20 protein-coding genes are annotated in these 25,957 nt (G+C 70.3%); 5 read left to right on the top strand and 15 right to left on the bottom strand.

Annotated elements, in window-relative coordinates; translation table 11 throughout:
* Nucleotides 1–7 precede the first annotated feature (7 nt).
* From OV090_RS11930 to OV090_RS11920, 3 genes are all read right to left on the bottom strand, one after another.
* Nucleotides 8–1,264, bottom strand: coding sequence for a porin (locus tag OV090_RS11930; protein WP_267703720.1), 1,257 nt, complete (start codon nt 1,262–1,264; stop codon nt 8–10).
* A 469-nt stretch (nt 1,265–1,733) separates the two neighbouring features.
* Complete coding sequence (locus OV090_RS11925) at nt 1,734–2,144, bottom strand: hypothetical protein (RefSeq protein ID WP_267703719.1); 411 nt, start codon at nt 2,142–2,144, stop codon at nt 1,734–1,736.
* 48 nt (nt 2,145–2,192) lie between these two features.
* Entirely contained in the window at nt 2,193–3,374 is a 1,182-nt protein-coding gene (locus OV090_RS11920) for a hypothetical protein (RefSeq protein WP_267703718.1), read from the bottom strand.
* A gap of 815 nt (nt 3,375–4,189) precedes the next feature.
* Here OV090_RS11920 and OV090_RS11915 point away from each other — a divergent pair.
* Nucleotides 4,190–5,152, top strand: a complete 963-nt coding sequence (locus tag OV090_RS11915; protein ID WP_267703717.1) for a helix-turn-helix transcriptional regulator — start codon at nt 4,190–4,192, stop codon at nt 5,150–5,152.
* Nucleotides 5,153–5,314: 162 nt separating this feature from the next.
* Here OV090_RS11915 and OV090_RS11910 read toward each other — a convergent pair whose 3' ends face one another.
* Complete coding sequence (locus OV090_RS11910; RefSeq protein WP_267703716.1) at nt 5,315–5,674, bottom strand: hypothetical protein; 360 nt, start codon at nt 5,672–5,674, stop codon at nt 5,315–5,317.
* 432 nt (nt 5,675–6,106) lie between these two features.
* Between OV090_RS11910 and OV090_RS11905 the strand changes: the two genes are divergently transcribed.
* The 3 genes from OV090_RS11905 to OV090_RS11895 all read left to right on the top strand — a co-directional run bounded on the left by OV090_RS11905 (nt 6,107) and on the right by OV090_RS11895 (nt 11,360).
* Nucleotides 6,107–6,400 carry a hypothetical protein gene (locus OV090_RS11905; RefSeq protein WP_267703715.1) on the top strand — a complete coding sequence of 98 codons (294 nt, stop codon included), beginning with the start codon at nt 6,107–6,109 and terminating at the stop codon, nt 6,398–6,400.
* A 390-nt stretch (nt 6,401–6,790) separates the two neighbouring features.
* On the top strand, nt 6,791–7,759 hold the full coding sequence (locus tag OV090_RS11900) for an ankyrin repeat domain-containing protein (RefSeq protein ID WP_267703714.1): 969 nt from the start codon (nt 6,791–6,793) through the stop codon (nt 7,757–7,759).
* 130 nt (nt 7,760–7,889) lie between these two features.
* On the top strand, nt 7,890–11,360 hold the full coding sequence (locus tag OV090_RS11895) for a BRCT domain-containing protein (RefSeq protein ID WP_267703713.1): 3,471 nt from the start codon (nt 7,890–7,892) through the stop codon (nt 11,358–11,360).
* Between the two features lie 95 nt (nt 11,361–11,455).
* On the opposite strand, the gene OV090_RS11890 is transcribed toward OV090_RS11895, so the two are convergent.
* The 11 genes from OV090_RS11890 to OV090_RS11840 form a co-directional block, all read right to left on the bottom strand.
* Complete coding sequence (locus OV090_RS11890) at nt 11,456–12,121, bottom strand: nitroreductase (RefSeq protein ID WP_267703712.1); 666 nt, start codon at nt 12,119–12,121, stop codon at nt 11,456–11,458.
* A gap of 139 nt (nt 12,122–12,260) precedes the next feature.
* Complete coding sequence (locus OV090_RS11885) at nt 12,261–12,596, bottom strand: hypothetical protein (RefSeq protein ID WP_267703711.1); 336 nt, start codon at nt 12,594–12,596, stop codon at nt 12,261–12,263.
* Nucleotides 12,597–12,720: 124 nt separating this feature from the next.
* The gene (locus tag OV090_RS11880) at nt 12,721–14,112 is read right to left on the bottom strand and encodes an ATP-binding protein (RefSeq protein WP_267703710.1); all 1,392 of its coding nucleotides are present in this window, start codon (nt 14,110–14,112) and stop codon (nt 12,721–12,723) included.
* 344 nt (nt 14,113–14,456) lie between these two features.
* The gene (locus OV090_RS11875) at nt 14,457–16,025 is read right to left on the bottom strand and encodes a cytochrome c family protein (protein WP_267703709.1); all 1,569 of its coding nucleotides are present in this window, start codon (nt 16,023–16,025) and stop codon (nt 14,457–14,459) included.
* A 5-nt stretch (nt 16,026–16,030) separates the two neighbouring features.
* Nucleotides 16,031–17,734 carry a hypothetical protein gene (locus OV090_RS11870; RefSeq protein ID WP_267703708.1) on the bottom strand — a complete coding sequence of 568 codons (1,704 nt, stop codon included), beginning with the start codon at nt 17,732–17,734 and terminating at the stop codon, nt 16,031–16,033.
* A gap of 477 nt (nt 17,735–18,211) precedes the next feature.
* A complete protein-coding gene (locus OV090_RS11865; protein ID WP_267703707.1) occupies nt 18,212–18,850 on the bottom strand; it encodes a phosphoglycerate mutase family protein in 639 nt (212 codons plus the stop codon).
* Nucleotides 18,851–18,915: 65 nt separating this feature from the next.
* Nucleotides 18,916–19,791, bottom strand: a complete 876-nt coding sequence (locus tag OV090_RS11860) for an efflux RND transporter periplasmic adaptor subunit (protein WP_267703706.1) — start codon at nt 19,789–19,791, stop codon at nt 18,916–18,918.
* A gap of 134 nt (nt 19,792–19,925) precedes the next feature.
* Nucleotides 19,926–22,136: a peptidase domain-containing ABC transporter gene (locus OV090_RS11855; protein WP_267703705.1), complete on the bottom strand. Its 2,211-nt coding sequence runs from the start codon at nt 22,134–22,136 to the stop codon at nt 19,926–19,928.
* A gap of 15 nt (nt 22,137–22,151) precedes the next feature.
* Nucleotides 22,152–23,126 (bottom strand): HlyD family efflux transporter periplasmic adaptor subunit, encoded by a 975-nt coding sequence (locus OV090_RS11850; protein WP_267703704.1) that lies wholly within the window; start codon nt 23,124–23,126, stop codon nt 22,152–22,154.
* Nucleotides 23,123–24,070, bottom strand: a complete 948-nt coding sequence (locus OV090_RS11845; RefSeq protein ID WP_267703703.1) for a hypothetical protein — start codon at nt 24,068–24,070, stop codon at nt 23,123–23,125. Before OV090_RS11845 ends, OV090_RS11850 begins: the two co-directional genes overlap by 4 nt.
* Nucleotides 24,071–24,169: 99 nt before the next feature.
* The gene (locus OV090_RS11840) at nt 24,170–24,394 is read right to left on the bottom strand and encodes a hypothetical protein (RefSeq protein WP_267703702.1); all 225 of its coding nucleotides are present in this window, start codon (nt 24,392–24,394) and stop codon (nt 24,170–24,172) included.
* A gap of 734 nt (nt 24,395–25,128) precedes the next feature.
* Between OV090_RS11840 and OV090_RS11835 the strand changes: the two genes are divergently transcribed.
* Nucleotides 25,129–25,929, top strand: coding sequence for an OmpA family protein (locus OV090_RS11835; RefSeq protein WP_267703701.1), 801 nt, complete (start codon nt 25,129–25,131; stop codon nt 25,927–25,929).
* Nucleotides 25,930–25,957: the final 28 nt, after the last annotated feature.

Here is a 25,957-nt window from a genome sequence, read left to right as displayed (position 1 = left end):
ATGTTTATTAAAATTCCCCCTGCAGGCGGATGATGAACTGGTCGTTCTTGAGGTTGGCCGGGACGCCGCGGCTGTCGCGGCCGAGAGAGTCGAGGACTGCGTCGTACTGGAACACCAGGCGGCCGCGCACGCCGGGGATCCACCCTGGTGGCAACAGGGCCCCGGCGATCGGCGAGATCGTGTGGATGGCGGCGGCCTTGGGCACGAACTCGCCGCGGCGGCGGTCGAGCAGGTCGGTGTTGGGGTCGTAATAATCATAGCGCGCGCCGACCACGGCCCGGCCGAACAATTCCTGGATGACCGCGACGTAGCCGTGGAGCTCGCGCAGGTCGGCGCCGACGACGACCGGGTCGGCGACGATGAGGTCGCGGTCGAGGTTGCTGGCGATCGTGCCCTCGGCGAGGATCTGCGTCCAGCCGGCCTTGGAGCGCAGGCCGACCTGGAAGTCGGCGCCGACGGCCCAGCGGCGGAAGTTGACGGACGGGGTGGCGGCCTGGCCGGGCACTGCCACCAATTCGCCGGTGTCGATCGCGCCGTTCTCGTTGAGGTCGATCCACTCGAGCTTGTTCTTGGTGGCCTCGCTGCCGCGGTGGAAACCTGTCCCGTAGAGCAGGCTGACGCCGCCGCTGAGGGCGTGCTTGCCGGGGCGGGCGGCGAAGCCGAAGCGGCCGATGTAGTCGGGGGCGCGGGTCGGGTCGGTGGTGTTGCGGGCGCCGGCGCGGTCGTCGAGCGGGGTGCCGTTCATGATCGCGAGGTCGTAGCGGAACGCAGCGATGCCGCCGCGCACGCGCACGCCGACGTCGACGGGGCCGGGGAAGAACGCCAGCGAGCCGAGAGAGCGCTCCATGAACATCATCTCGCGCTGGCCGAGGCGCAGCTCGTGGCCGAACGGGGCCTCGGTGAGGCCGGCGGTGACCATCAAGTAGGGCGGCCGGGCAGCGTCGGGGTTGCGCCAGACGAAGCTGGCGTTGGCCTGGCGGACGCCGACGAACGGGCCGCGGGTGGTGCTGCCGTCGAGCTCAAAGTCGAAGGCGGCCCACTTCCAGTCGCCGCTGATCCGCAGGCGGCCGCGGCGGACCATGAAGCGGTTCTGGTTGAGCGTCGCTCCGCCTTGCTGGATCTGGTCCTCGGAGAGCTGGCTCCACTGGTACTGCGATTGGATGTAGCCCGAGAGACGCACGCCCCATTGCGACACGCCGGCGCCGGGGCCGAAGCCGATGTGGGTCGGTGCGATCTCGGCGCGGCCGACGTCGCCGACGCGCACGAACGGGGGGCGCTGCTGGCCTTTTTCAGTTCGACCTTCTCGGCGGCGCGCTCTTTCTCGACGGTCTCGAGCCGGGCCTGCACTGCCGCCAATTGCTCGCGCAACAGGGCGAACTCGGGGTCCGGTGCCGGGGCGACGGGTTGCGACTCGACGACTGGTTCATCGACCGGCACTGCGTCGACGTCGGTCGTGACGGGCGCGGTCGTGGTCGATGGTGCAGACGACGGCGGCGAGGTCGTCGTCGGCGCGGGCGAAGTCTTCGGCGGCGTCGAAGTCGAGGTCATCGACTTGGGCGGCGTCGTGGTCGGTGTCGTCGACTTGGGCGGTTGGGCCGTTGGAGAAGGCGTCGGCGCGGGCGCGTCGTCTTCGTCCTCGATCTCGATCGAGACCGAGGGCGCGGCGTGGGCGACGTGCGGGAGCGCCAGGAGCAGCGCGCCGAGCCACGACAGGGAGCGAGGAGGAGCGGCGATCACGGCAGCGGCGGCAGCGTCCCGTCGTCTTCGAGCAGCGGGAGGCGGTCCTTCGTGTTGGGGAAGGGCTCACAGGTCGCGTCGGTGCACGCGTTGAGGTGCTGCTTGTGCGTGGTGGGCGTGCAGCTCCAGCAGCCCTCCGGCGTCTCGCACTCGGCAGGGTCGCCGGTGGTGCCGGTGATGGGGTCGGGCGGGTCGTCGGTGGTGGTATCCTCGGAGGTTGAGGTGCCGGTCGGGTCCTCGGTGGTCGTGGTGCCGGGCTCGGTGGCGGTGGGGGTGCCGGTCGGCGTGGCGGAGGTCGCGGGGTCGTCGGTGTCGTCGCCGGGCGGCTCGACCTGCTCGTTGGAGCAGGCGCCGAGGAAGCCGACGGCGAGCGCGAGGGCGCGGACGGTGGGGTAAGCGATGGGCATGGGGCTCCTGGAAGCTTCGTGTGTGGCGCGAGGGACAGGTCGCAAGGGTCAGATCACCTCGCAGTACCCATGGCGGCAGACGGGGGCGTCGCCGGAGCAGTCGCCGTCGCCGGCGCAGGCCTGGCAGTCGGTCCCGCCGGCCGCCCGCGACTCGAAGTAGCAGCCGCACGGCGCGTCGGGCTGAAGGCTGTACAGCGGACCGATTTCCTCGTCGCGCCACACCTGCATGGCGCACTGCGGGATGGTGCCGTTGTCAATGATGATGTCGAGCAGCGGCAGGCCGTCCGGCAGCGGCTCGGCGCCGGTGAAGAAGCCGATCAGGCGCCGGGTCTCGGGGTTTGTGATCTCGCCGCCGCCGTCGACCGGGACGTAGAAGTTGTACGGGCTCCACAGGTCGTAGTGACCGTCGCGGACGTTGCGCTTGTCGAAGCCGGTCGCGGTCGAGTCGGGCCAGTAGGCGCAGCTCTGGTCGGGGGCCTGGTAGGCGAGCGTGTGGACGGTGTCACGGTTGAGGTCGGCGACCTCGGTGCTGACGAAGCCGAGCGCGGCCTCGGGGTTCAGCGACTGGCCGACGCTCGAGATCATGGCCTGGTTGGTGCCGACGTCGATGCCCTTGAACTTGGTCGGCGGGATGCCGGCGCCGAGGGCGATGGCGATCAGCGCGGCGGAGGTGGCGTTGCGGCTGTACAGCTCGGCGTCGACGGTCCACGGGGCGACCTGGCCGAGCGCGGCGCCGAAGCCGTAGACGAAGTAGACCGCGGCGGCGCTGATGTTGGTCTGGCTCGAGTCGTTGGAGGCGATGAGGCTCCACGAGGTGATCGGGCCCGGGAACTCGGCGATGCCGTCGGGGATGGCGTCGACGCCCTCGCACAGGGTGCCCTTGACGCCGAGCATGCCGAAGTCAGGGTCGGCGCCGGTCAGCGGCAGGTCGCAGGTCTGCTCGGTCCCGTCGCCGTCCCAGTAGTTGGCGGTGCCGGTGATCTTGGTGCCGTCGACGAAGTAGGTGATGCCGAAGCAGGCGCCGGGGCTCTGGTAGACGAGGTCGATCGGGGCGTCGATGGCGTGCAGTGCGGCGGCGACCTTGGCCAGCAGCGGCTTGCTGGCGCTGCCGCCGATGCCGATCACGGGGTTCGGGAGATCCGCGCAAGGGGCGGCCAGGACCCCGCGGGGCGCGAGGGTCAGACCGAGTGCGGCCGCGAGCGGGACGTACAAGGCGAGGCGAAGGGACATGCTGCGTGGAGGAATCCATTAAAAAAGATGCCGTGCAAGTTAAACTGAAGGCGCAAGGTTGCGGCTCCAGGCCGACTTCGCCGGCTAGAGGCGAGAAAACCGGCGTATCGGGCGTGTCTTCATTGGAAGATAATTCTTCCATGATGTCCGTCCGTTAATTTTAATGAAGGTGCGAAAACGCTCGGATTATGCAGGATTGGCCAGGCGGGCGGGATATGGCGCGAGAGACAGGTTCGTTCGGGCAGGTGTTCGCCGTGCGCCACGCAAAATGGCGTGAGTGCTCCGTGGGGTGAATGACCGCCCCCCAGGGTGCGGTGATTGCCCGGTGACACGCCGTCGGGAGCGGGCTTACAGGTAGGCGGCCAGGGTAGATGCCAGGTGTGGAAAACAATGCACATTCATGCCGACGGGCGGCGAACCAGAACGCGAATCCGCTTGCGCGAATGCATCTGGAGCGATGAATACGTCGTTCCGAACAATCGCATAAGGTGCACGGCGTTCGCCCGCTCGGGGGCGTCCCGACGGTGTTCACGGTGGTTTGCAGGCAACGGGCCGCGCGCCCGCTTGACTCCTATGGCCATTCTGCGAGTCTCATATCGTCGCCTCGCCGACTCGCTCGGGGGGCGGTACTTGCTTGATTCAAGCCTGGAGGATACCGATGCGTTCGGCTCGAGCGGGGTCGATGACGGGGGTCATGGTGGGATTCGGTGGGGTCGCCCTGGCGGCCCGACCCCGTGGACTGGCGCCATCGGGTCGTCGCGAGCCGCTGGTGAAATCGTGTCACGGATCGTTCGCTCTCCCCGTATGAGAGGTACATGCCGATCCGCCAGAGAACTTGCGACAGCGCCACGCCGAGCACGACGGACATGGGCCCTGCGAGGACGGCCCGCTTGAGACAAGCGACGGGGCTCGCCGAGTATCGAAGCGCACCGACCGGCTCGTACGTGGTCTCGACCTCGTTCGTGGTCTGGTGCGCGGATCCGCGGTTTTACGGTGTGGCCATCTGGGGTCGCCCCGAGGAGGCGGAGATCCGGCGGCTCTGTCAGCTCCTGGACGTGGAGGTGCGCCCGGAGGCCGTGCCGCACGCCTCGCTCGTCGATCTGCGCCGTCTACACAGCGTCGATCCCCTGGCGTTCGTGGCGTTCGCCGCCCATCTGCAAGCGCGCGCGCCGCTCTACCGCGAGCTCGTGACGTGCCAGGCGCGGGTGCGTCCGAACGGCCTGCCCGGCGCGATCGTGGCCGGCTTCGACAAGGTCGTCCGCCCGACACACCCGGTCGCGGTCCACGAGTCCCTCGGCGAGGCGCTGGCGTGGGTCGGTCGCAGCGATCGGTCGGACCTGATCGAGGAGCTCGAAGAGATCGTGGCGTCGGCGATGGGCGAGCTGAACTGCGTGCAGCGCCTGCGGCGGGTGCTCGTCCCGCCGCTGTCGGAGGTGACGCTGGAGAGCGCTGCGCGCCAGCTGGGGCTGTCGACGCGAACGCTGCAGCGCCGGCTGCGAGACGATGGGACGAGCTTCCAGGCGGAGCACGCCTCGGCCCAGGTGCGCGCGGCGCAGGTGCTGTTGCGAGATCGGTCGCTGACGCTGACGACGATCGCCCTCGAGGTGGGGGCGAGCTCGCTGGCAAACTTCAGCACGATGTTTCGCCGGCTCACCGGCGAGGCGCCGAGCGAGTGGCGACGGCGCGTGCGCGAGGCCGCCGACGCGGGCCCGAGAGTGGGGGCCGCGGGCGCGATCGAAGGCAGCATCGAGGACCGCGCCGGCGGACGAGGCGCGTGACGCCGTGCGTTCGGCCGTTGTCAGCCTGCGCATTCTCCGAACCTGAGGAGTCGAATCGAGCTTCGTTCTCGTAAATAAAAAAAGCGCTCCGTGTCCGGGGGGTCCCGGCCACGGAGCGCTTTGCTTCGCATCTCTCGGCGAGCTTCGGGCCTGCGAGTCGACCTAAACTTCGCCGCTCCAATCCACGCTGCACTTGATGCATTGCGTCAGGGTCGCGCACGGGCCCGGCGTGATTTCCGGGTCCAGACACAGGATGTCGGCCTTTTTGCACAGGCCCGGAGGGGGGGTCCACTGCGCGCAGGTCTGGGCCCGCGTGGGGCGGCCGGCGTTGGCCAGGTCGAACTCGGTCTCGAGGGCGCTTTCGGCGTCCTCGTCGTCGCTCTGGGCCTTCAGGGCCAGGGCGGCGTCCTCGTCGTCGATCAGGGCCTCCTCGGCCTCGACGGCGCCGTCGTAGTTCGAATCGCAGCCGGTGAAGGACACGGCCGAGAGCATCAGGGCGAGAGCAGGAAGAATGGTTTTCATGAATGCCAACGCTTCTCGCTCACGTCGATCACGGGGCTCGCGTGAGCGCTAGTGGATGATTCCCCGTTGGAATGAAGGTAGCAGGCCTCTCGCCGTACCGACTTCTGCGATCCCGCCAAACGCTTCTGCGATCCCGCCAACGGCCCTCCAGGCGTCGATGGAGGCGATGTCCGAAGCGGGTCCGATTGCGCGGAGTAGCAGGTCAGTCGGTCGAGATACGGTGTAGATCGGCGAATACGTCGTTCCGACGGAATCCCACAAGGAGCGCGGCGCTCGCTCGCCAGGGGCCGTCTTGACGGCGCTGGCGATGGTTCGCAGGCAACGGGCCGCGGACGTGCTTGACTCCTATTCTCATTCTGCGAATCTCGTCTTGTCGCCTCGCCCGAATTGTTCGGGGACGGCGGCACATGCTGGAAACTACTGGAGGTACCTATGCGTTTCGCTCAATTGTGGTCGATGATGGCGGTCGTGGTGGCGTTCGGCGGGGTCGGTCTGGCGTCCCAGACGGCCTCGGCGATTTGTTGCAGCGCGCCGATCTGCCAGCGGGAGGAGCCGCCGCCGCCGTCGACTTGTGAGGACTGCGACCCCGAGTGCGTCGAAGGCGAGCAGATGTCGGCGGCTCCCGAGCTGGTGTACGACGAGCTCGCGGGGGTCTGCTACGAGACCGACGGCGCGGAGTCGGGGCCCTGCGAGGGCGCCGACTCCGGCGACGTTCAGGCGAACTGAAGGAGCGCCGGCGCGCTCGCGGCTCGCGGGTCCGAATCGCCGTACGCGACCGGGCTGCGTGAATGGGGCGCGTCCGCCTGCTGCACTCGTGGCATGATCGGAGACTCCGCCGCGCACGCGGTGGAAAGGGCTTGGCGCGCGCTCCGGCGGGCCGAGTAGAGATTGGCTTACTCCGACGAATCCCCGGATTCGTCGGAGTCTTTCGGTATTGGGTCGGTGCCTAGCGCGGGCTGCGAGTCGCCAGACTTTCGGCGCCGGCAAGGACGTGGAGGACGGGCGAGCGACAGGTAGCGACGGAGCCGAGCCTCGCGTGTGCGCTCGCCGGGCTCGGCTTTCCGGCCGGCTGCTCGCCGTTGACGGCGATAGTCACCCCGTCTACGCTGGCCGGCGATGTACCGCACTGCGCCGCGCTGGGAGCGAAGGGCGGCGATCGATCGGGTCGCCGCGCTGGTGGGCGTCGGCAACTCGGGACAGGACTGGGACTTCGAGCACGCCGATCGCAACCGCATTGAAATATTCCTCGCCGCCTACGAGCGTGAGGCGCTGGATGTCGACGAGCGCCTCGCCCTGATGAAGCTCATCGTGGCTTCGCTGGACTACGCGCTGCGGGGTGGCGACGCTCCGCCCGCGCTCGCACGGATCCGCGCGCACCTCGTCCGCGACTACGCGATCCACTTCCATACCCTCGAGACCTGGGCCAGCCTCGATGCCGCGCTCGAAGACGCCTACGCGGTCACGCCGATGGCGCGTAGCGTCTTTTTCGAGTGCACCCCGCCGCTGCTCCTCGCCGCGCTCGCCGACGACCTCGCTGGCCTCGAGGTGGCCCTCGCCGCGGCGCCGGCCCAGGCCGTGCTGGACGATGCTCTCCTCGGCGCCGCCACGAGCGCCTCACCGGCGGTCCTGGAGCGTCTTCTCGCCGCGGGCGCCTCTGTCCACACGCGCGACGAGAGCGGCGCGACCCCGCTGCTGCGAGCCACAGGCGGCCCGGCGGCGCTGCGGGTCCTGCTCGCGGCCGGTGCCGATATCGATGCCACCGAGAGCTCCGGCTGGTCGAGCCTGCACGTCGCCACCATGAACGGCGCGCTCGCCAGCGTGCGCACCTTGCTGGACCTGGGCGCTCGCCTCGAGCTGCGCGACGACAACGGTTACGACGCGCTCATGATGGCCAGTGAGCACGGTCGCCTCGAGCTGGTCGAGCTCCTGCTGACCCACGGCGCCCGGGTCGCGGCGACCAGTCGCAGGGGGGAGGACGCGCTGGCGATCGCCCGCCGCCACGCCAAGCAGGCGCCGCTGGACAGCGCCGCCGCGCGCGTCCGTCTGCGCCTGTACAAGGCCGTCCATCGCAGTGGCGGTGCGTGATCGCGGCGTGACGTCGGGTCGCCTTCCGCTCCAGGCGAAAGTCGAGGCCGACGAGCCACCCGGCGACGCGTCGACCGGGGGCTGGCGCGGGTGATGGATCGGGGGCGCGAAAACGGGTACATCGGAGCCAATGGCCATCGATGTCCGCGGCAAGACCGTCGTCCTCACGGGGACCTTTTCCAAGTTGAAGCGCGCCGAGGCGGAGAAGCAGCTGGCGGCGCTCGGGGCCAAGATCGGCGGCAGCGTCGGCAAGACGACGCACATCCTGTTCGCCGGCGAGAAGGCCGGCAGCAAGATCGACGCGGCGGGGCGGCTCGGGATCACGGTGCTCGGCGAGGCGGAGCTGATGGCGGTGCTGGCCGGTGACGACGGCAGCGACAGCGCGGCGGGGGCCGAGGCGGCGGTCTCGGGGTTCGCCGGGCTCGACGGCAATGCGCCCGGGTCGACGCTGGCGGCCGCGATCGAGGCGCTGCCGTGGGACGACTTCGCTGCCGACCGCGACCTGCCGCCGCTGCGCGAGGCGCTGTACGCCCACGAGGCGGCGCACGGGATCACTGCGGCGCACCGGGCCGCGACTGCGCGCCTGCGGCCGCACGCGGCGCTGGGGCACGCGCACGGGCACGACGTGGAGGTCGAATATAGCGAGCTGTCGCCCGACGGGCGCTTCCTCGCCACCGGGTCGTGGGTCGGCGACGACTACGACCGCGGCGGGGTGCTGCAGATCTGGGACGTCCGCGCCGGCCGCTGCGTGAACCTGCTGCGGATCCACGGCGGCGTCGGCTGGCCCGATTACGGCGGCTGCATTCAATGGCGGCCCGACGGCAAGCGCGTCGGCCTGGCGTTCGACACCAACGGGGTCGGCAGCTTCGATCCGTTCGGCAAGACGGGCGAGCCCGATTCGTGCGCGTACGTGACTGACGGGTGGAGCCGGCCGCCGTCGTGGGCGTGGTCGCCGAACAGCCGCGACGTGTACATCGCCTGCTGGGGGCCGAACCTGGCCCTGGGGGCGATCGTGCCGCTGGTCGGGCGCCGGCCGCAGCCGCGCTGGTGCGAGTCTGCGGGGCTGACCGACCCGAGCGACCCGAACTCGGAGCCGCGGCTGCAGCCGCTCAAGGGCATCGATTGGTCGCACCCCGATCGCATCGTCGGTTACAGCGGGTGGTCGCAGCTGTTCGCGCTCGACGCGAAGACGGGGAAGATCGCGTGGGAGGCGAAGGCACACGAGCCGGTGTCGTTCTCGCCCGACGGGACCGAGTTCGCGATGCACCCGGCGGGCATCGTCTATTACGACGCGAGCACCGGTATGCCCAACGGGAAGTTGCCGATGCACGTGGGCGCCGAGTCGCTGATCTATTCGCGCGACGGGTCGCGGCTGGCGGCGATCGTGCAACCGGGGAACAAGTGGGGCGCGGAGCCTGGGATCTTCATCTACGATCGCGGCGAGTACCGCTACAGCCCGGACGTGCCGGCGCTGAAGGCCGGGGAGGACGAGGACGAGGACGAGGGCGAGAAGTACGGCTTCTCGTGGCGCCCCGACGGTCGCGCGGCGGCGATCTCGGTGAAGGGGCGCCTGCAGATCTGGGAGCTCGGCGACAAGCCGAACCGGCTGCTCGACATCGCCGAGCCGAGCGGCGGCGTGGCGTACGGCGACGGGGTGCTGGTCTGCCACTCGGCGAAGGGGCTGGCGTTCCTGCGCGACCGCGACGGGGCGGAGATCGGTCGCTTCCAGCCGGCGGTCGAGGCCAGCGGCGAGAGCCCTCTGATGACCGACGGCGACGATTACGGTTCGACGTGGGACTGGAACCCGGCGTTCCCGCTCGACCGAGAACGCGTGGCTGCGGCGCTGCCGGAAGGCGTGGTGGTAGGTCCGGCGGAGGCGAGCGCGACGGTGGCCGAGGTCGACGGCAAGATCGCGTGGGTCGTGGAGCGCAAGTGGGCGTGGCCGTGGCGCTGGGGCGAGGCGAAGGTGTGGCCCGACGCAACGGCAGCAGCGGGCGATCCGGCGGTGCCGGCGGCGTTCAAGCGCAAGTTCGGCAAGAAGGGCAAGGCGGCCGCGCCGGCGCGCGCGACCAAGGTGAAGTGGCCGCCGCCCGGTGGTTCGATCGACGAGGTGGCGGCGCTGGTCGAGCAGGGGGTGCAGACGATCGGTGACGGCTATCACGGGAATGATTACCGGCGAAAGCTGGCCGAGCGGATGATGGCGCTGGGGCTGTTCGACCGCGCTGCGGAGGCGATCGAGGCGCGCGGCAATTGGAAGGAGTGGACGGACCCATGGTTCGCGGCGCGGGCCCACGCGGAGACGGTGGTGGCGGCGCTGACGTTGCGAAAGGAAGGGCCGCCGCTGACCGACGTGCAGACGGGGATCTTGCGCCGCTGGCTGCGCGAGGCGGAGAAGCTGCTGAAGCGGAAGGAGGCCAAGGCGCGCTCGCCTGCGCCGCCGCAGGCGATGATCGGGGCGGGCTGGGTGCTGCTCGGGGAGAAGGCGGACGGCGAGGCGCTGCTGGCCTCGGCGATCGCAAAGGCCGATCCGGAGCACAACGCGAGCGAGAACCGGCGCGTGGTCGCGGAGGCGCTGGCGGCGGTGGGGCGGATCCGCGAGGCCATCGACGTGCTCGCCGACGGCGAGAAGGAGCCGTCGTGGACCGAGACGCGGGCGGCGTTCTCTGCGATCTGCCCGCGCGCTTCGGCGGCGGAGCTGAAGCACCTGGTGACGAAGATGAAGGGCCGCGGGGCGCACAACGAGTTCTCGTTGCTCGACCGCGGGCTGGAGCGACTCATCGTATTGAAAGAGTGGGACGCGGCGCGCGCGTGGCTCGATGAATTCGACGGGCTGTCGAAGTCGGCGGGGCTCGTGCGCCTGATGACTGCGATCGCGGCCGCGGGCGAGCCGGCGCGCGCGGAGGCGGTGGCGAAGGACGAGCTGGCGCCGAAGTACACGAGCTGCGCCGAGTTCCTGCTGGCGCTGGCGCGCGTGGCCCCGGAGCAGGCCGCGGGTCCCTTCGAGAAGATCGCCAAGGCGTCGAAGCTGCACAAGGAGGGCGACTACGGGTTCCTCCGCAACTTCGCCGGCGCTGCTGCGCGGCTCGGGCGGTTCGAAGCGGCGGAGAAGCTCGAGCGGCTCGTGGAGACGCCGCTCGAGCGGTTCGAGGTGCGCGCGGGGGTGCTGGCGGAGCTCGACCCGAAGCACGCGAAGTGGCAGGAGTGGTTCACGCGCACACGCGAGGAGCTGCCGAAGCAGCGCAGGACGAGCCAGCACTTGGCAGGGCTGGCGGCGCGCGGCGGGCTGACGGAGGTCAGCGCGACGCTGCTCGATCAGGCGATCGAGCTGGCGCGCGAAGAGGGCTACCCGGACATCGCGCTCGAGGAGGTCACGGGGGTGCTGGCCGGGCACGACGATCTGGCGGGGGCGCACCGCGCGTTCATGGCGATCAGCAAGGGCAAGCGCTCGTATCGCAATCAGCCGCTGCTCGCGGCCTGCCAGGCGCGCGGGCTGTGGACGGCGGTGCTCGAGCTGCTGCGCGCGATGCCGCAGGACCTCAACGGCGGGCCGTCGCGCGGGCTGCAGATGCTGTTGACGCAGACCGATCGCGACGGGTTTTAGCCGCGAAAAAGGGCGAGCGGCTCCTGGGGCGTCGACGCGGCGTTTTCGCTGTCGCGGCGAGACGGGAGCCCTTGCGATCGCGCGTGTCGTCTGTTCTAACCGTCGACGAACGTGACCGTCTCGTCGAGCGGCGCCCGGCCCGTACGAGGATAACTGACCGTGGCGTCTTCGTAGCCGATCGACATGCCGCAGAAGAGGACGAGCGCGTCCGGGGGGGACAGGACGCGCGCGACGGTCTTGCGAACCTGCGACCACGCCATCTGCGGGCAACTGTGCAGCCCTTCGGTGCGCAGCAGCAGCATGATGGTCTGCAGATACATGCCGATGTCGGCCCATTGGGGTGGGCCCAGATCGCGGTCGATGTAGCAGAACAGGGCGGCGGGCGCGCCGAAACAGTCCCAGTTCGCGATCGCGGCCCTCTTCCGCGCCTCCCAGTCCTCGCGAGCGACGCCGAGCGAAGCGTAGCGCTCCCTGCCGAAGGCGGATCGGCGCTCCCCGTACGGCGACTTCAGTACCGGCGGGTACATCTCGAACTCCCGCTCGTCCCAGGGGTCGCCGGCAGCCACGCGCTCCACGGCGAGCTTCTTGAGCTCCGCCAGCGGCCCGCCGGTCACGACGTAGGTGTTCCACGGCTGGATGTTCGATCCGGACGGCGACCAGGCTGCAGCAGAGAGCACGCGCTGCAGCACCTCCCGCGACACGGGCTGGTCGGTGAATCCACGTACTGCCCGGCGGCTCGTGACTGCTTCATAAACGTTCATGGCCTGGCAGAGTGACGCCGTCCAGCGGTGGCGCAACCAGCCGGCTGGAACGTCATCGGCTCCCTTGGCGAGCCCGAGGACCTCGGGGCCTCGCACTGTCGAGGGTCGTCGGCGTCGCTGGGCGGTCCGCGTCGGTGCGTCATTGCGGCGGATCGAGGGCGGCCAGCTCGGCCTCGATCTGCGCGTACGAGCGGCGGTCGGTGGTCGATAGATCGACCTCGAGCGACGGATCGTCCGGGAATTCCTCGTCGGTCAGGTGCCGGTCGTCGGCCACGTCTTCGCCCGTCGCCCATTGGTGGTGCTCGACGCGGTCGCCGCCGCGCTTGTGGTGGTGATGGCCGTCGACCGAGTCGGTGGCCCACACGCCGTGGACGCAGTCGTGGCCGCGCTTGTGGTGGTGATGGCCGGCGTCGTCCGAGGTCGCCCACCAGCCGTGATTGCAGTTCTGGCCGCGCTTGTGGTGATGATGTCCCATCGCTTCCTCCGACCGCCAAGGGTTGCGCGGATCACCGGTGCCGTACCTCGTCGCACCGGGGGGTCGTGGCGGCGGTTACGATCGAGGCGAGCAAATGCGCAGGCGGGGGCAGCGGCGCCGCGCGTCAGCCGGCGAGCGCGGCGGGCACCTCGCTGGCGACGGGCTCGGCTTGCGGGGCGACCGCGGCGTCCGGCGACCAGCGGCGCGGGACCGTGAGCGTGAAGGTGGTGCCCACGCCGACGGTGCTGTCGACCTGGATGGTGCCACCGAGCAGCAGGACGATCTCGCGGGTGAGGGTGAGGCCGAGGCCGGTGCCGCCCTGGCGGCGCGTGGGCGAGTCGTCGACCTGCACGAAGGGCATGTAGATCCGCTCGAGGTCGTCCTCGGCGATGCCGATGCCGGTGTCGGCGACCTCGAACTCGAGGCACGATTCGCCGCGAGCGATGCGCCTGCGCACCCGGAGCTCGATCGCGCCGCGCTGGGTGAACTTGCAGGCGTTGCTGAGCAGGTTGAGCAGGGCCTGGCGCAGGCGCAGCTCGTCGGTGAACACGGTGCCGGAGGCGGCGCCAATGAGGGTGAAGGAGTTGCGCTGGGCCGCGGCGAGCGGGACTGCGAGGCCGTGCAGGCGGGCCAGGAATTCGTCGAGGTCGAACCAGTCGGCCCGCACCTCGAGCTTGCCGACTTCGACCTTGGAGAGGTCGAGGATGTCGCTGATGATGGCGAGCAGGTGCTGGCCGGCGCCGTGGATCTTGCCGAGGTCGGCGCGCACGCCGGGGTCGTCGGCGTCCTCCTGCAGCATCTCGGAGAAGCCGATGATCGCGTTGAGCGGGGTGCGCAGCTCGTGCGACATGTTGGCGAGGAACACGCTCTTGGTGGCGTTGGCCTGCTCGGCGCGCTCGCGGGCGGTCTTGATGTCCTCGACCGCGCGCTCCTGGCGGCGGAACAGATCGCGGCTGCGGGTGGCGTCGATGAAGGCGGCGATCGCCGTCGTCACCAGCAAGGCGTCGAGGATCATGAGCTTGCCGAAGTTGTAGTACGGCCCCGCGGCGCTCGGCGGCACGAACACGAGCATGAGGGTGGTGAGGCCGAGGTTGAAGCCGAGGATCCACCAGATCAGCCGCGGACGCAGGGCCAGCCCGGAGATGATGACGCCCAGGGCCATGAACCAGATGCCGTCGTTGAGCTCGCGGAAGCGGAACAGGATGGCGATAGCGACGCTGGCGCTGAGGTTGGCGCTGACGAAGATGCCCGCGAGGTCGACCCACCCGCGCCGCGCGAGCAGAATGCCCATGGTGTAATTGGCGATCACCGAGGTGAGCACGACGAAGCTCATCGGCAGGTCGCCGGCCGGATCGGCGAGGGCGATCGGAATCGCCAGAAGCACCGTGATCGCCGCGAAGGTGATGCACAGGGTGATGAACGAGCGCGCCCGCCGCACCACGTCGTGATCCTGGCTACGGACGGCAAATACCCCCCGCAGCAGGGGGGACGAACCAGTGGCAGATGGGTCGGGCATGCCCGGAGGAGGGCCAGATTGCCATGACGTCGCGTGAGACGCTACGGACAACTGTCCGAGGCGCCTGATGCAAATGACAGGAGCCGCACAGAGCCCGGTAGATTGATGGCAGCGGAGGAGGGCGCCTCGCGGTGCGTCGCCGATGCTCACACACGACATTCGCTTCGCCGACGTGATTCGCGGTCCGCGTCCGTGGAGGCCGGTGAATGTGCGACGAGGTCGGCTTTCTAAAGACCTGTGCGCTCTCGGCAGCGACGGCGGGGACTGCTGCCCGGGCGTTTAGGTGACCCTTCGGGCATGTCGCGTGGGACATGCCCGAAGGGGCATTCACGTGGCCCGGCGGGTCACTCGATGATCCGTCGCAGGGGCCGGTAGCCGGCCTTCACTGCGGCGGTCTTGAGCGGCTTCGGCTTGCCGGTCGTGACCGGCTGCGCGTCCTGCAGCGCGAAGCTGAAGTCCGACGGCAGGGTGGTGCTGCCCGAGATGGTGGCGTACTGGTGGCAGTCGATGCACTTGCTGCGCTGGTCGTAGGTCTCGAGCACCGTGTTGGCGAGGTTCGAGTCGGGCGACGGGCTGTTGAACACCTGCGGCACGCTGACCGGCTGGCTCGATTGCGGGGGCGGGTTGGTGCTCCACTGCACCGCGACGACCTGGTAGTTGAGCCACACCGAATCGGGGTAGGCGGCGCGGATGGTCGTCCACGCGGTCTGGTTGACGGTCTGGGAGTCGCTGTCGATCGGGGCCAGGCGGGTGACGCGGATCGGCGTCGGGGCCGGGCAGCCGTCGCCGATCCAGTACTGCGGCGGCAGGTTGGCGTCGCAGCTGACGGTGACGCTCGCCTGGTCGTTGTATTGGCAGGCGGCGGGGACCTGGACGGTGCGCGGCTGGCAGCTCGGGTCGTAGAAGTTCCAGACTTTCTGGGTCGTCGCGGCGTCGGCGACGTCGGGGGCGTTGTCGACGTGCTCGAAGGTCGCCCACACCCAGGTCGGCTGGGCCTGGGTCTTGTGGATGATGTGCAGGCCGACGAGGGCGACGGTCAGCGCCTGGCACTTCTGCGTGGCCGGATCGACGACGACCGCCTGCGCCAACTTGTAGCGGTTCCACTGGGCGTCGTCCGGGTTCGGGACCTCCATCCAGGCGGCCTTGAGCTCGAGGGCGCCGACCTCCGAGGGCTGGAAGGTGCCGATCGGCAGGGCCAGGGCGGTGCTCGGGTTCTTTTGATAATAGGCGGCCTGGCCGTCGCGGTTGTACAGCTGGCTCTGGACGATCGTGTCGTACTCGTCCTCGCTGACGCGGACCTCGTACCAGACGTTGTTGCCGCGGACGTCGCCGAGCCACGCGGGGGCGTTGCGCGGGGCGGCCTGCTGGCCGTCGCTGGACTCGAACTCGCTCGAGAACTTGGTCGACATGGTCAGCGGGACGGCGGCGCGCGCGGCGGCGGCGGTCAGGCCCGCCTCGGCCAGACACTCGGGGGTGATCGTCGGCGGCGTGCCCCACGGCGGCGGGGCGCTGCCGTCGGGCCGGAACAGCTGGTTGCTGCTCATGTAGCCCTGCCACGCGACCGGTCCGGTGTCGCCGGGGTCGCCGAAGCCGGCGCCGCTGGCGACGGGCCAGTTGAGGGCGATGAACTCCTGCCAGCCGAAGCAGTTGGCGTCGCGGTCGTTGTTGTGCGGGTAGATGTCCGGCGGGACGGTGCCGTTCAGCGCCAGCGGGACGGCGCACTGGTAGGCCGAGGCGCTCGCGCCGGCGGCGGTCGCCTTGGCGTCGGGCTTGTCGGCGTCGGGCGCCTTGGCGTCGGCCTTTTTCGCCGCGGGCGGCTGCTCGCGCGGCGTGGAGGCGGGTTCGGCGGGCTCCTGCCCGGCGCCGCAAGCGAGCGGGCCGAGCAGGGCGAGCATCAATGGTCTTGAAGACATGGTCTTCAGACCATGTCCTTGGTGACAGGGTCGACGACGTTGAGCAGCGCTGGCATGGCGATGGTGGCAGTCTGGCCGGGGTTGTTGACGAGGGCGTCGCGCAGGCCGGGGGCCGCGTCGGCGGCGACGTTGACGAGCAGCGACACGGCCCAGCTGTCCGACGGGTAGGTGTTGCCGGGGATGGCGTAGTTGACCCGCTGCATGGCGCCGACGACGACGCTGACCCCGGCGCCGAACGAGACGTTCGGGAGCATCGGCGGGTCGAGCAGGCCGGTGACGACCAGCGTCAGCGGCCGCCGCACGGCGCCGGGCTCGATGTGCGGCGCGATCATGGTGCTGTTGCTGGCGAGGTTCATCGGCTGGCCGACCGGGTTGTCCACCGGGGTCGCGATCAGGGCGTCGAACACCGGCGTGTTGAACAGCTGCAGCGCCTGGGCCTGCGTGACCGCGGGGCTGCCGGCGCACGCCTGCGCGACCGGGCCGGGCTGCTGCGGCAGGGCCATGGCGGCGATCTGCATGTTGAAGGTCTGGGCGATCTGGGCCGCCCACTGGACCTGGACGCCGTCGACCTGGAGGTCGCTGATCGTGAAGCCGAGCGCGGCCGGGACCTCGAACACGGCGTGGAGGATGAAGTTGCCGGGCAGCTGGTTGCCGGCCGGGTCGGTCAGCGACTGCTGGCCGCGCTTGACGGTCCAGAAGGTGCGGGGGTCGACGCCGCCCGGGGCGGTGATCCGGCCGAAATTGGGGGCCTGGATGTAGAGGCCGGGCGGATTGGCCAGAGTAGCCTTGGCCGACGGGATGACGGGATTGGGCGGGGTGACGACGAGGTTGACGCTCTGGCCGATGTGCGGGTCGGAGTTGCGGCCGATCTGGCCGTACTGGGCGCAGCAGATCAGGGTGTTCGGGTTGGAGTTGCCGCTGGTGCGGGGGGTGGTGGCGGTCGAGCCGAGGCCGATCTCGGTCTGCAGGGTGTTGGGCGTGCTGGTCAGGTGCATCGCGCCGCCCGCGGTGGTGGTCGAGGCGGTGCCGCGGTTCCACTTGTTGAGCGGGTCGTAGGCGGGCCGGCCGGTCGAGGCGTCGATCACCGGGTTGCCGGCGCTGTCGCGCAGGTACAGGTCCTCGAGCGCGACCTGCGGCTTGTCGAGGGTGCTGCGGTACAGCTCGACGACCCGCTGCGGGCTCACCATCCACAGCGTGTTCCAGTACTCCGGGTTCTCGCAGGTGAAGTCGATGCGGACGATCTGGCCCTGCGCGTTGCGGGTGATGCTCCACTCGCAATACTCGTCCTGCCAGCCGCGCGGGCCGTAGGGGCCGTACGGGATCGTGGCGGTGTCCGAGGCGTCGCACGGGTCGGCCGGGATCTGGCCGAAGGTCTGGCCCTTGGTGTCATAGCCGGTGTCGGCCAGCGACCACACGTCGGCGTTGGAGGTGTTCGGGAAGTAGTACTTGATCCGCCCCGGCACCGGCGACCAGACGATCTGGGCGTATTGCCCCTCGCTGATGTCGGTGGTGGTCGGGTCGAAATACCAGGTCTGATCGCTGGAATTGGTGGCGGTCCACGGGTTGCCCGTGATCCCCTGGCGCGTGAACCCGCTGAGGTTGGTGTTCCACAGCGTGTTCATCCGGTTTTGTAGCGTGCCGTCGGGGAAATCGACCTGGCAGGCGGGGGTCTGAAAGGTGGTCCATTGGGTGGACTTCGAGGTGATCATGGCGGCTCCTGGGTTCGCGGTCGGGTGGCGGCAATGCAGATAGTCGCCTCGACGCGCCATTGCGCCGATCGAGGCACGAGCCCGCCCTGCACGCACGGCGGGGCCGTGGTGCTCGCGGCGGTCGAAACTCGCGACCGCACCATACGCCGAAAGCAATTCGTCACGCTTTAAAAAAGATGCGGCGGACGTATGCGTCGAGCCGGCGCGGCGAAATACGTAGAGTGCGAAATCGCCAAAGATGACCTTGTAAACAACCCCGACGCTGCGACAATGGCGAGTCGGCCGATGATCCCGGACGCCGGTCAGATCGCTGATTTCGCGCGGTCGTGAACGTTATCGACGTTGCTGGATCTGCGCGTGCTCGCTTAACGTCATTCGCGGCGCCGACGGGGGCGCGCGGCGACCCGCGCGCTCACGGGAGATCTCGGCGCGGCGCGCTGGGGGGGCCCGGACGGAGGATTCCCCCGGCGGGGGGAATCACGGGGCGGAGGGCTTGCCCTGGTACCGCAATTCGAGGGTTTGGGTCTGGCCGGTCGCGGGCGCGACGGGCAGGGTGACGACGAACAGGCGATCGTAGGCGTCGTCGGGGAGCGAGGGTTGGCCGCCAGCTTCGACGGTGTCACGTACCTGGCCGCCGAGCGCGTCGATCAGGCCGGGCACCGTGTTCGAGTGGCCGGCGACGACGGCGATCGCTCCGGCCGGGAGGGCGCGCAGGGCCGCGACGAGCTCCTGCGGGGCGGACGCGGGCAGGACTGTGATCTGCAGGCCGGCGGCGTCGGCGAGCGGGCGCAGGGTGTCCTGGGTGCGCCGGTACTCGCTGGCGAACAGGTGGGTGACGCCGGCGTGGCCGAGCAGCTCGGCCAGGGCCTTGGCGCGGGCCTCGCCGGCCGGGCTCAGGCTCGGGTCGTTCGGGTCGTCGGCGGCCTTTTCGCCGTGACGCACGAAGATCGCGGTGGTCAGGGCGACGGGGACCGCGGGCGCCTCGGCCGAGGCGGGGGCCGTGGACGGAGTGGCAGGCTTGCAGGCGGTCCACGCCAGCGAGAGCAGACCGGCCAGGCCCAGCGAGGCGAACCGGCGAAAGGACGGAGGGGTGAGGCGGGAGCGGGCGCGAGGCATGGTCGTCGACTCGGATGCGCGGGGCGAGCGGGAGGTTTCGCGCGCGGCATGTCCTGAAGGACAGGTCACTCGCCGCCGAAGCGGACCTGGGCGACGGTGCCGACGCGGAGGGCGGCCGGCTCGGCGCCGTGCAGGCGGGCCTCGGCGAAGATCAGCCGGGTGCCGACCTCGATCTCCGGGGCGATCGTGATCACCTCGCCGGCGAGCTCGGGGTCGTCGGCGAAGCGGACCGTGACGGGGGCGCCCAGGCGCAGGGCCTGACTGCGGGCCTCGGGGACGGCGAAGCGGAGCACGCGGGCGTCGGAGATCAGGCGCACGACCGGCTCGCCTGCGGTCAAGGTGGCGCCGGCGTCGACGTGGCGGCTGGCGATCACGCCGGCGAAGGGGGCCCGCAGCTCGGCCTCGGCGATCCGCGCGGTGGCCTCCTCCATCTTGCTGCGCTGCTGCCACATCGAGGCGCCGGCCCCGCGCTTGCGCGCGGCCGCCAGCTTCTCGGCGTAGCGCTGCTCGCGGAGCTCGGCGCGCGAGACGTAGTCCTCGAGCTGCTCGACGTCGGCGCGCACCATCTTCGCCCGCTCGAGCTCGAGCTCGAGCCGCTCGAGCTCGGCGCTCGAGGCCTTCCACGCGGCGGTCGCCATCGCCAGCTCGCTGCGATCGCCGCGCACGTCCATCTCGGCGACGACGTCGCCCTGATTCACGTGATCGCCGACCTCGAGGTCGAGCCGCGCCAGGCGCGAGAAGCCCGACGAGACCAGGACGACCTCCGCCTCGGGCACCAGGACGCCGACCATCGGCGCGGGGGCGGGCGCAGGGGCGGGGGCGGGCGCGGCGGCCTGCTCGGCCGGGGCGGCGGTCGGCGCGGGCGCGGGCTCGCTGCAGGCGGTCAGCAGAAGGGCCGTCAGCCACGTCGTCAGGCGCGCGCGAGATGGTGAGGCGGACATGGACGAATGGACAGGTAGCGCGGCGAGCCGCGGCGGCGATTGGCTGCATGTCACCGAGGACATGCCCGAAGAGACACGGCCGAGGAGACATGCCCTCGACGACATGGCCGAAAGAACATGAGGCTGGAACCGCCTCACGCCGCCCCCTTCTCGTACAGCCGGCGGTACTGCAGGCAGCGGCCGAGCAGCTCGTCGTGGCGGCCGGCGTCGACCAGGCGGGCCTGGTCCATCACCAAAATGACGTCGGCGGCGATCACGGTGCTGAGGCGGTGGGCGATGACGATCCGCGTGCACTGCAGGGCGGCGAGCGAGCGCTGGATGGCGGCCTCGCTGATCGTGTCGAGGTTGCTGGTGGCCTCGTCGAGCAGGAGGATCGCGGGCTTGCCGGCCAGGGCGCGCGCGAGCGCGAGCCGCTGGCGCTGACCGCCCGACAGCGAGGCGCCGCCGTCGGCCAGGATCGTCTCGTAGGCCATCGGCAGGGCGGCGATCGCGTCGTGGATCGACGCGGCGCGGGCGGCCTCGATCACCTCCTCGAGCGTCATGTCGGGCCGACCGAGCGCGATGTTGTCGCGGATCGACACGCCGAACAGTTCGCCGCGCTGGGTGACGACGCCGAGCTGCTCGCGCACGCTGCGGAGGTCGAGGCCGGCGAGGTCGAGGCCGTCGTAGAGGACGCGGCCCTGCTGCGGGCGGTAGAGGCCGACCAGCAGCTTGGCGAGGGTCGACTTGCCGGCCCCGGAGGCGCCGACGACGGCGACGAACTGACCGGGCTCGATGTCGACCGAGACGTCGACGACGGCCGGCGGGACGCTGTCGGAGTAGCGGAAGGAGATCGACTCGGTCTTGATCTGCCCCGAGAGCTTCGGCGCCCGCTTGACCCGGGTCGGGTCCTGCTCGGGCTCGGACTGCATGACGTCCTCGATGCGCTCGAGGTAGCTGCCGAGCAGCTGGAACTTGAGGGTGACCGCGACCAGCGCCGACAGCGGGCCGAGGAAGCCGGCGCCGAGCGCCGACAGGCCGAGCATCGCGCCGAGGCTGAGCTCGCCCGAGAGCACGAGGGTGGCGCCGGTGCCGAGGATCACCAGCGGCGCGGCCATGCCGAAGCTGCTGAGCAAGGCGCCGACCAGCGCGTCGAGCCGGCCGCGCCGCAGCGAGACGTTGAGCGCGTCGACGAACAGGTTGGACCAGCGATCGACGGCGCGGAACTCGGCGCCCATGCTCTTCAGCGTCTCGATGCCGCCGAGCAGCTCGACCTCGTAGCTCGAGGTCTTGGCCTGCGCGGCCAGGCTCTCGCTCATCAGCTCGCGCTGGATCCGCCGCGTGGCCCAGTAGAGCGAGAGCTGCACGGCGCCGAGCAAGACGACGACGCCGCCCATCAGCGGGCTGGCCCAGAAGATGAGCACGAGGTAGAGGCTGACGAGGGTGCCGTCGAGCACCGCCGAGAGGGCGCCGGAGGTGAGGATCTCGCGGACCACGGCGTTGCTGCCGAGGCGCAGCATGAGGTCGCCGGTCGAGCGCCGCTGAAAGAAGGCGTAGGGCAGGTCGACGAGGTGGTCGAGGAAGCCGATCGTCATGTCGGCGTCGAGCAAGGTGCGCAGCTGGACGAGCAGGTTGGCCCGCACCCACGAGCTGATGAAGGTGAAGACGACCATCATCGCCAGGCCGGCGACGAGGACCTGCAGGAGGTCGATGTCGCCGCGCGGGATGATGCGGTCGACCAGCAAGGTGGTCATCAGCGGCAGCGCCAGCGCGAGCAGCTGGACCAGCACCGACATCAACAAGGAGCGGGTCCACAGGGCCGGGTGCGCGAGGATCTTGCCGAGGTAGCGGCGCACGAGCGGCCGCTGCCGCCGCTCGGGCGCGAAGGCCTCGCCGGGCTCGAGCAGGAGGGCGACGCCGGTGAAGGCCTGGTCGAACTCGGCGGGGGTGATCCGCCGCCTGCCGTGGGCAGGATCGAGGATGTGGATCCCGCGCCGGTCGAGGCGATCGAACACGACGAAGTGGTTGAACTCCCAGTGCAGGACGGCGCCGCGCGGGACGAGGCCGAGGTCGTCGAGGTCCTCGACCTGCACGCCGCGGCCGCGCAAGCCGTAGCTGCGGGCAGTGCGGAGGATGCCGAGCGCGCTGACGCCGTTGTGGTCGGCGCCCATGGCGGTGGCCAGCTCGTCGAGGCCGACCTCGCGGCCGTAGTAGCGCAGGACCATCGCCAGGCAGGCGGCGCCGCAGTCGGCGGCGGTCATCTGCTGCACGTGCTCGAGCTGCCCGCGCGGGCCGGGCGCGCCGAGCCGGCTCAGCGCCGGAAAGCGGCGAGACAGCGCGCGGTCGGGCTCGGGCGAGGTGCTCATGGCGGCCGCCGAAGGTTAAAGGTGCTGCAGCGCCGGGACCAGGGTCTCCAGCAGCGTCGCCGAGCGCACCTTGGCCTCGAGCGTGCCCTGCATGCCGTCGTATACGCGGTACTCGGTGCCGTCGGCGACGAAGGTGTCGGACGGCAAGACGGTGACCACGACCACCACCGGGCCGTTCAAGGCGAGCGCTCCTTCGCGATCGCGCCCGAGGTAGCGCATGGCCTCGGCCGGACCGACGACCTCGTCGGCGACCGAGCGCACGACGACGTCCTGGCGGCTGTCGGGGAAGCCCTCGAGGGCGAGCGAGACGCGGGTGTCGGCGGCGCCGAGCAGCGGTCGATAATGGCCGGGGAACAGGCCGACGACCACGGTCTGCGCGGCGTCCTGCTCGACCGCGACGACGGCGTCGCCCGGCGCCAGCGCCTGGCCCGGACGCACGCGCACGTCGGACACCACGCCGGGCTCCGGCGCGACCACGGAGCGCTCGGCCGCGCGCGCGCGCGCGAGCTGCAACTGCCCGTCGAGCGCGGCCAACCGCTCGCGCCGACTGTCGTCGGCCGGGGCGCGCAGCAGCTCGACCAGGCGCTGCTCGTACTCCCGCTCGACCCGCGCGAGCTCGGCCTGCTGCGAGGCGTCGTCGAGGCGCACCAGCACCTCGCCGGCCTCGACGCGCTGGCCGAGGCGCACCGGGATGGTCTGCACGGTGCCCGAGGCCGAGGTGGTGACGACCAATCGACCCTCGCGCCGCACCACCGCGCGGCCCTCGGCGTACTCGCCGACGCGCACCGTGGCGGCGAACACGAGGCCGGCGCCGACCAGCAAGATCGTCACTGTGACGGCCCAGCGCGTCCACGTGGGGACGATGTGCAGCGGGTGCCCGGGCCGCGAGGCGCGGCGGTGGGCCTCGAGCGCCGCGCCGCGGAAGATGACGCGGCGGGCGGCCTGGTCGGCCGCCTCGGTGTTGCTGGGCTCGCTCACGGTGTCCTTCACGCGCCGCGCTGGGCCCGATGCGCGACGAGAGCGTCGCACAGCGGGCCGCGGATGTCGACGCCGGCGCGCGCCTCGAAGCCGAGGAACATCGCCGAGGGGTTCAGCTCGAGGATCTTGTAGCGGCCGTGGCGGTCGGCCTTGATGTCCATGCCGGTGTAGCGCAAGCCGATGATCTCGGCCGCGCGCACGCACTCGCGCTGGACCGTGTCGTCGAGCGCGATGGGATCGATGCGCTGCTCGTGCTGGCGGAAGTCGATCGCGTCGGTGACGATCCGCAGGGCGCACACGACCCGGCCGTCGATCACGTAGACGCGCACGTCGTCGCCCGGCAGTAGCTCCTGGAAGCACACCGGCGCGGCCCGGAGCTTGTCGAGACGCTCGTCGCCGAGGTCCTTCGCCTCGACCTTGCGGGTCGCCGCGCCGCCGGCGACCGGCTTGTAGACGACGGAGCCGTGGACGTCGCAGAACCGCCGCACTGCCGCCGGGTCGTTGCTCCACAGGGTGGCCGGCACCGGCAGGCCCGCGGCCTGCAGCAGCGCGAGCTGGTACGGCTTGGTGATGTTGTGGCCGTTCGACGAGGGGTTGTAGAACGCGGCGCCCTGGGCCTCCCAGCGCAGCAGGATCGCCGACAGCAGGGTCGAGCGCTCGCGGAACGCCAGAGTCGTGCGCCGCCAGTCCTCCTTCATCGCCTCGTCGGCGTCGACGCCGTAGGCGGCCGGGCTCTGGTAGAGGCTGCGCACGTACACCGCCGCGGGCCGACCGATCCGCCGGCCCTCGATCACGATGTCCTCGGGCGCCTCGCCCAGCGCGATCGGCAGGTCCTCCGGGAAGCGCTGGGCGTCGAGCACCACCGGCTCGCAGCCGCGGGCGCGCACCCCCTCGAAGACGGCGGCCGCGTGCGGGTCGGAGAGCGCGCCGACGATGACGATCGGTGAATCGGACATGGGAAAATCGCCAGAAGGGTAAGAGGTTGCAGGTGCAAGGAAGAGCGAGCGACGGACGCCGGGGGGCAGCGGAGGCCGCCCCCCGGCGTCGGCGAGGGATTACTCCTCGCCCAGCGCCTTCGTGGTCGGGCCGTCCTCCTCGCCGAGGGCGAGGGTGGTCATCGGCGGGTCCTCCTCACCGATGGCGAGCGTGGTCGCCTCCGGACCCTCCTCGCCGATGGCGAGGGTGGTGTAGATCGGGCCCTTGCCGCCGGTGACCTGGCCGAGGTCCTCGATGAACAGGTCCTTCAGCTGCTTCTTGCTCTTCTTGTCGTTCTTGCTCATGACGTTCTCTCTTTATTGCGGGTAATGACCAAAGGAATGGTGGACGGACGCGCATTCGTCCGCGCGTACGAATGCGCTCACTCGGAGGCGCCATTCGCGCCCACGAAGCGGTACTGAGAATGCACGATCGGCCTCGTCCAGGCACCATTATTTTTTCGTCGCCGCGTCCGCTCATAGTCACGCCGATCTCGGGAAGATATTCGTGATCCATCGGCGAGGACGGTGCAACACCGCCCCCAACGCCGTTCCGTGTGCGGCCCTAGGCCCCCACATGTGTACACTTCGCGCGCATTCTCGGGATTGCGATGTGTGTATCTCCGCTCTCACGCGGGGGGACCGCGCATTGCGCGACGAACGCGACCGGTGAATTCCCCGATCACCGGAGGTCACCTGATCGCTGAATCATGGTCGTGATCGAGGTCACCCCAATCAATCGGCGGCGACGTGTCCGACCGGCCCGGTCGGCGGACATAGCCACGAAAGCGCCGCTCCGTGCAGCGAAGCGGTGTCCGAGGCGGCGGCCGGGCGGACATCGCGGGGCTCGCCCGGTCGGGCTCGCAGGCGATCTGCGGTGAATGCGTTTCACGCAGTATGACGATAGTGTCAGATTGACGATCGTCCGCGGCCCGCCAGCGAACTCGACTGTGCGGGCCAGCGACCCCGACCGCGGCCCGCCGGCACCGTTCGACGATCGTGGGCTTCTGCGGCGGACGGGAGTCCGCTACGCTTTCGCCATGCCGAACAAGCAACTCCGTGCAGTCGTCGCGATCGCGGCATTCATGGCAGGTTCCGCCTGCGGCGCGCAGCAACCGGCCGGCTCGGCCCCGGGGCCCGCAGCCGAACGCGGACCGGACCCGCGGGTGCAGGGGCTCGAGGAGGAGCTCGGCGCGGCCAAGCGCGAGCTCGAGGCGCTGAAGTCCGAGAGCGAGCAGCTGCGCAAGTCGGAGACCGAGCTCAAGGTCAAGGCCGACGAGGCCGAGGCGCTGCAGAAGAAGCTGACCGAGGTGGTCGGCAAGTTCGGCGACGTGACCACCGAAGACGGGATGGTCCGCGTCGAGCTGATCGACAAGATCCTGTTCCCCGTCGGCGAGGCCGACCTGACCGACAACGGCCGCGAGGTGCTGGCGCAGGTCGGTGCGGCCCTGAAGGACATCGAGGACAAGCAAGTGTGGGTTCAGGGGCACACTGACGACTCGCCGATCGTGATCCGCAAGCCGAAGCCGGGGAAGGGCGAGGATCCGAAGGCCAAGAAGGGCGACAAGAACGCCAAGGACGCGAAGGTCGACCCCAAGGCCGCGAAGGGCGAGGCGCCGCCCGAGCCCAACGACGCGGTGCTGCCGTTCGTCACCAACTGGGAGCTGTCGGCCGCGCGCGCGCTGACCGTCGTCCATTACCTGCAGGACGAGGCGAAGATCGATCCGTCGCGCCTGGCCGCGGTGGCCTTCGGTCAGTACCGCCCGAGCAGCAAGTCGAAGGCGAAGAACCGCCGCATCGAGATCGTGCTGTACCCGCGGGCCAAGCTGGCGCCGAAGTGAGGTGACGAGAGGCGGTGAGGAGAGGGCG

The sequence above is a fragment of the Nannocystis sp. RBIL2 genome (assembly GCF_026626745.1).
Taxonomy (GTDB): Bacteria; Myxococcota_A; Polyangia; order Nannocystales; family Nannocystaceae; genus Nannocystis.
Note: the sequence above shows the minus strand (reverse complement) of the source record. Positions and strands in the feature narration are given on the sequence as shown.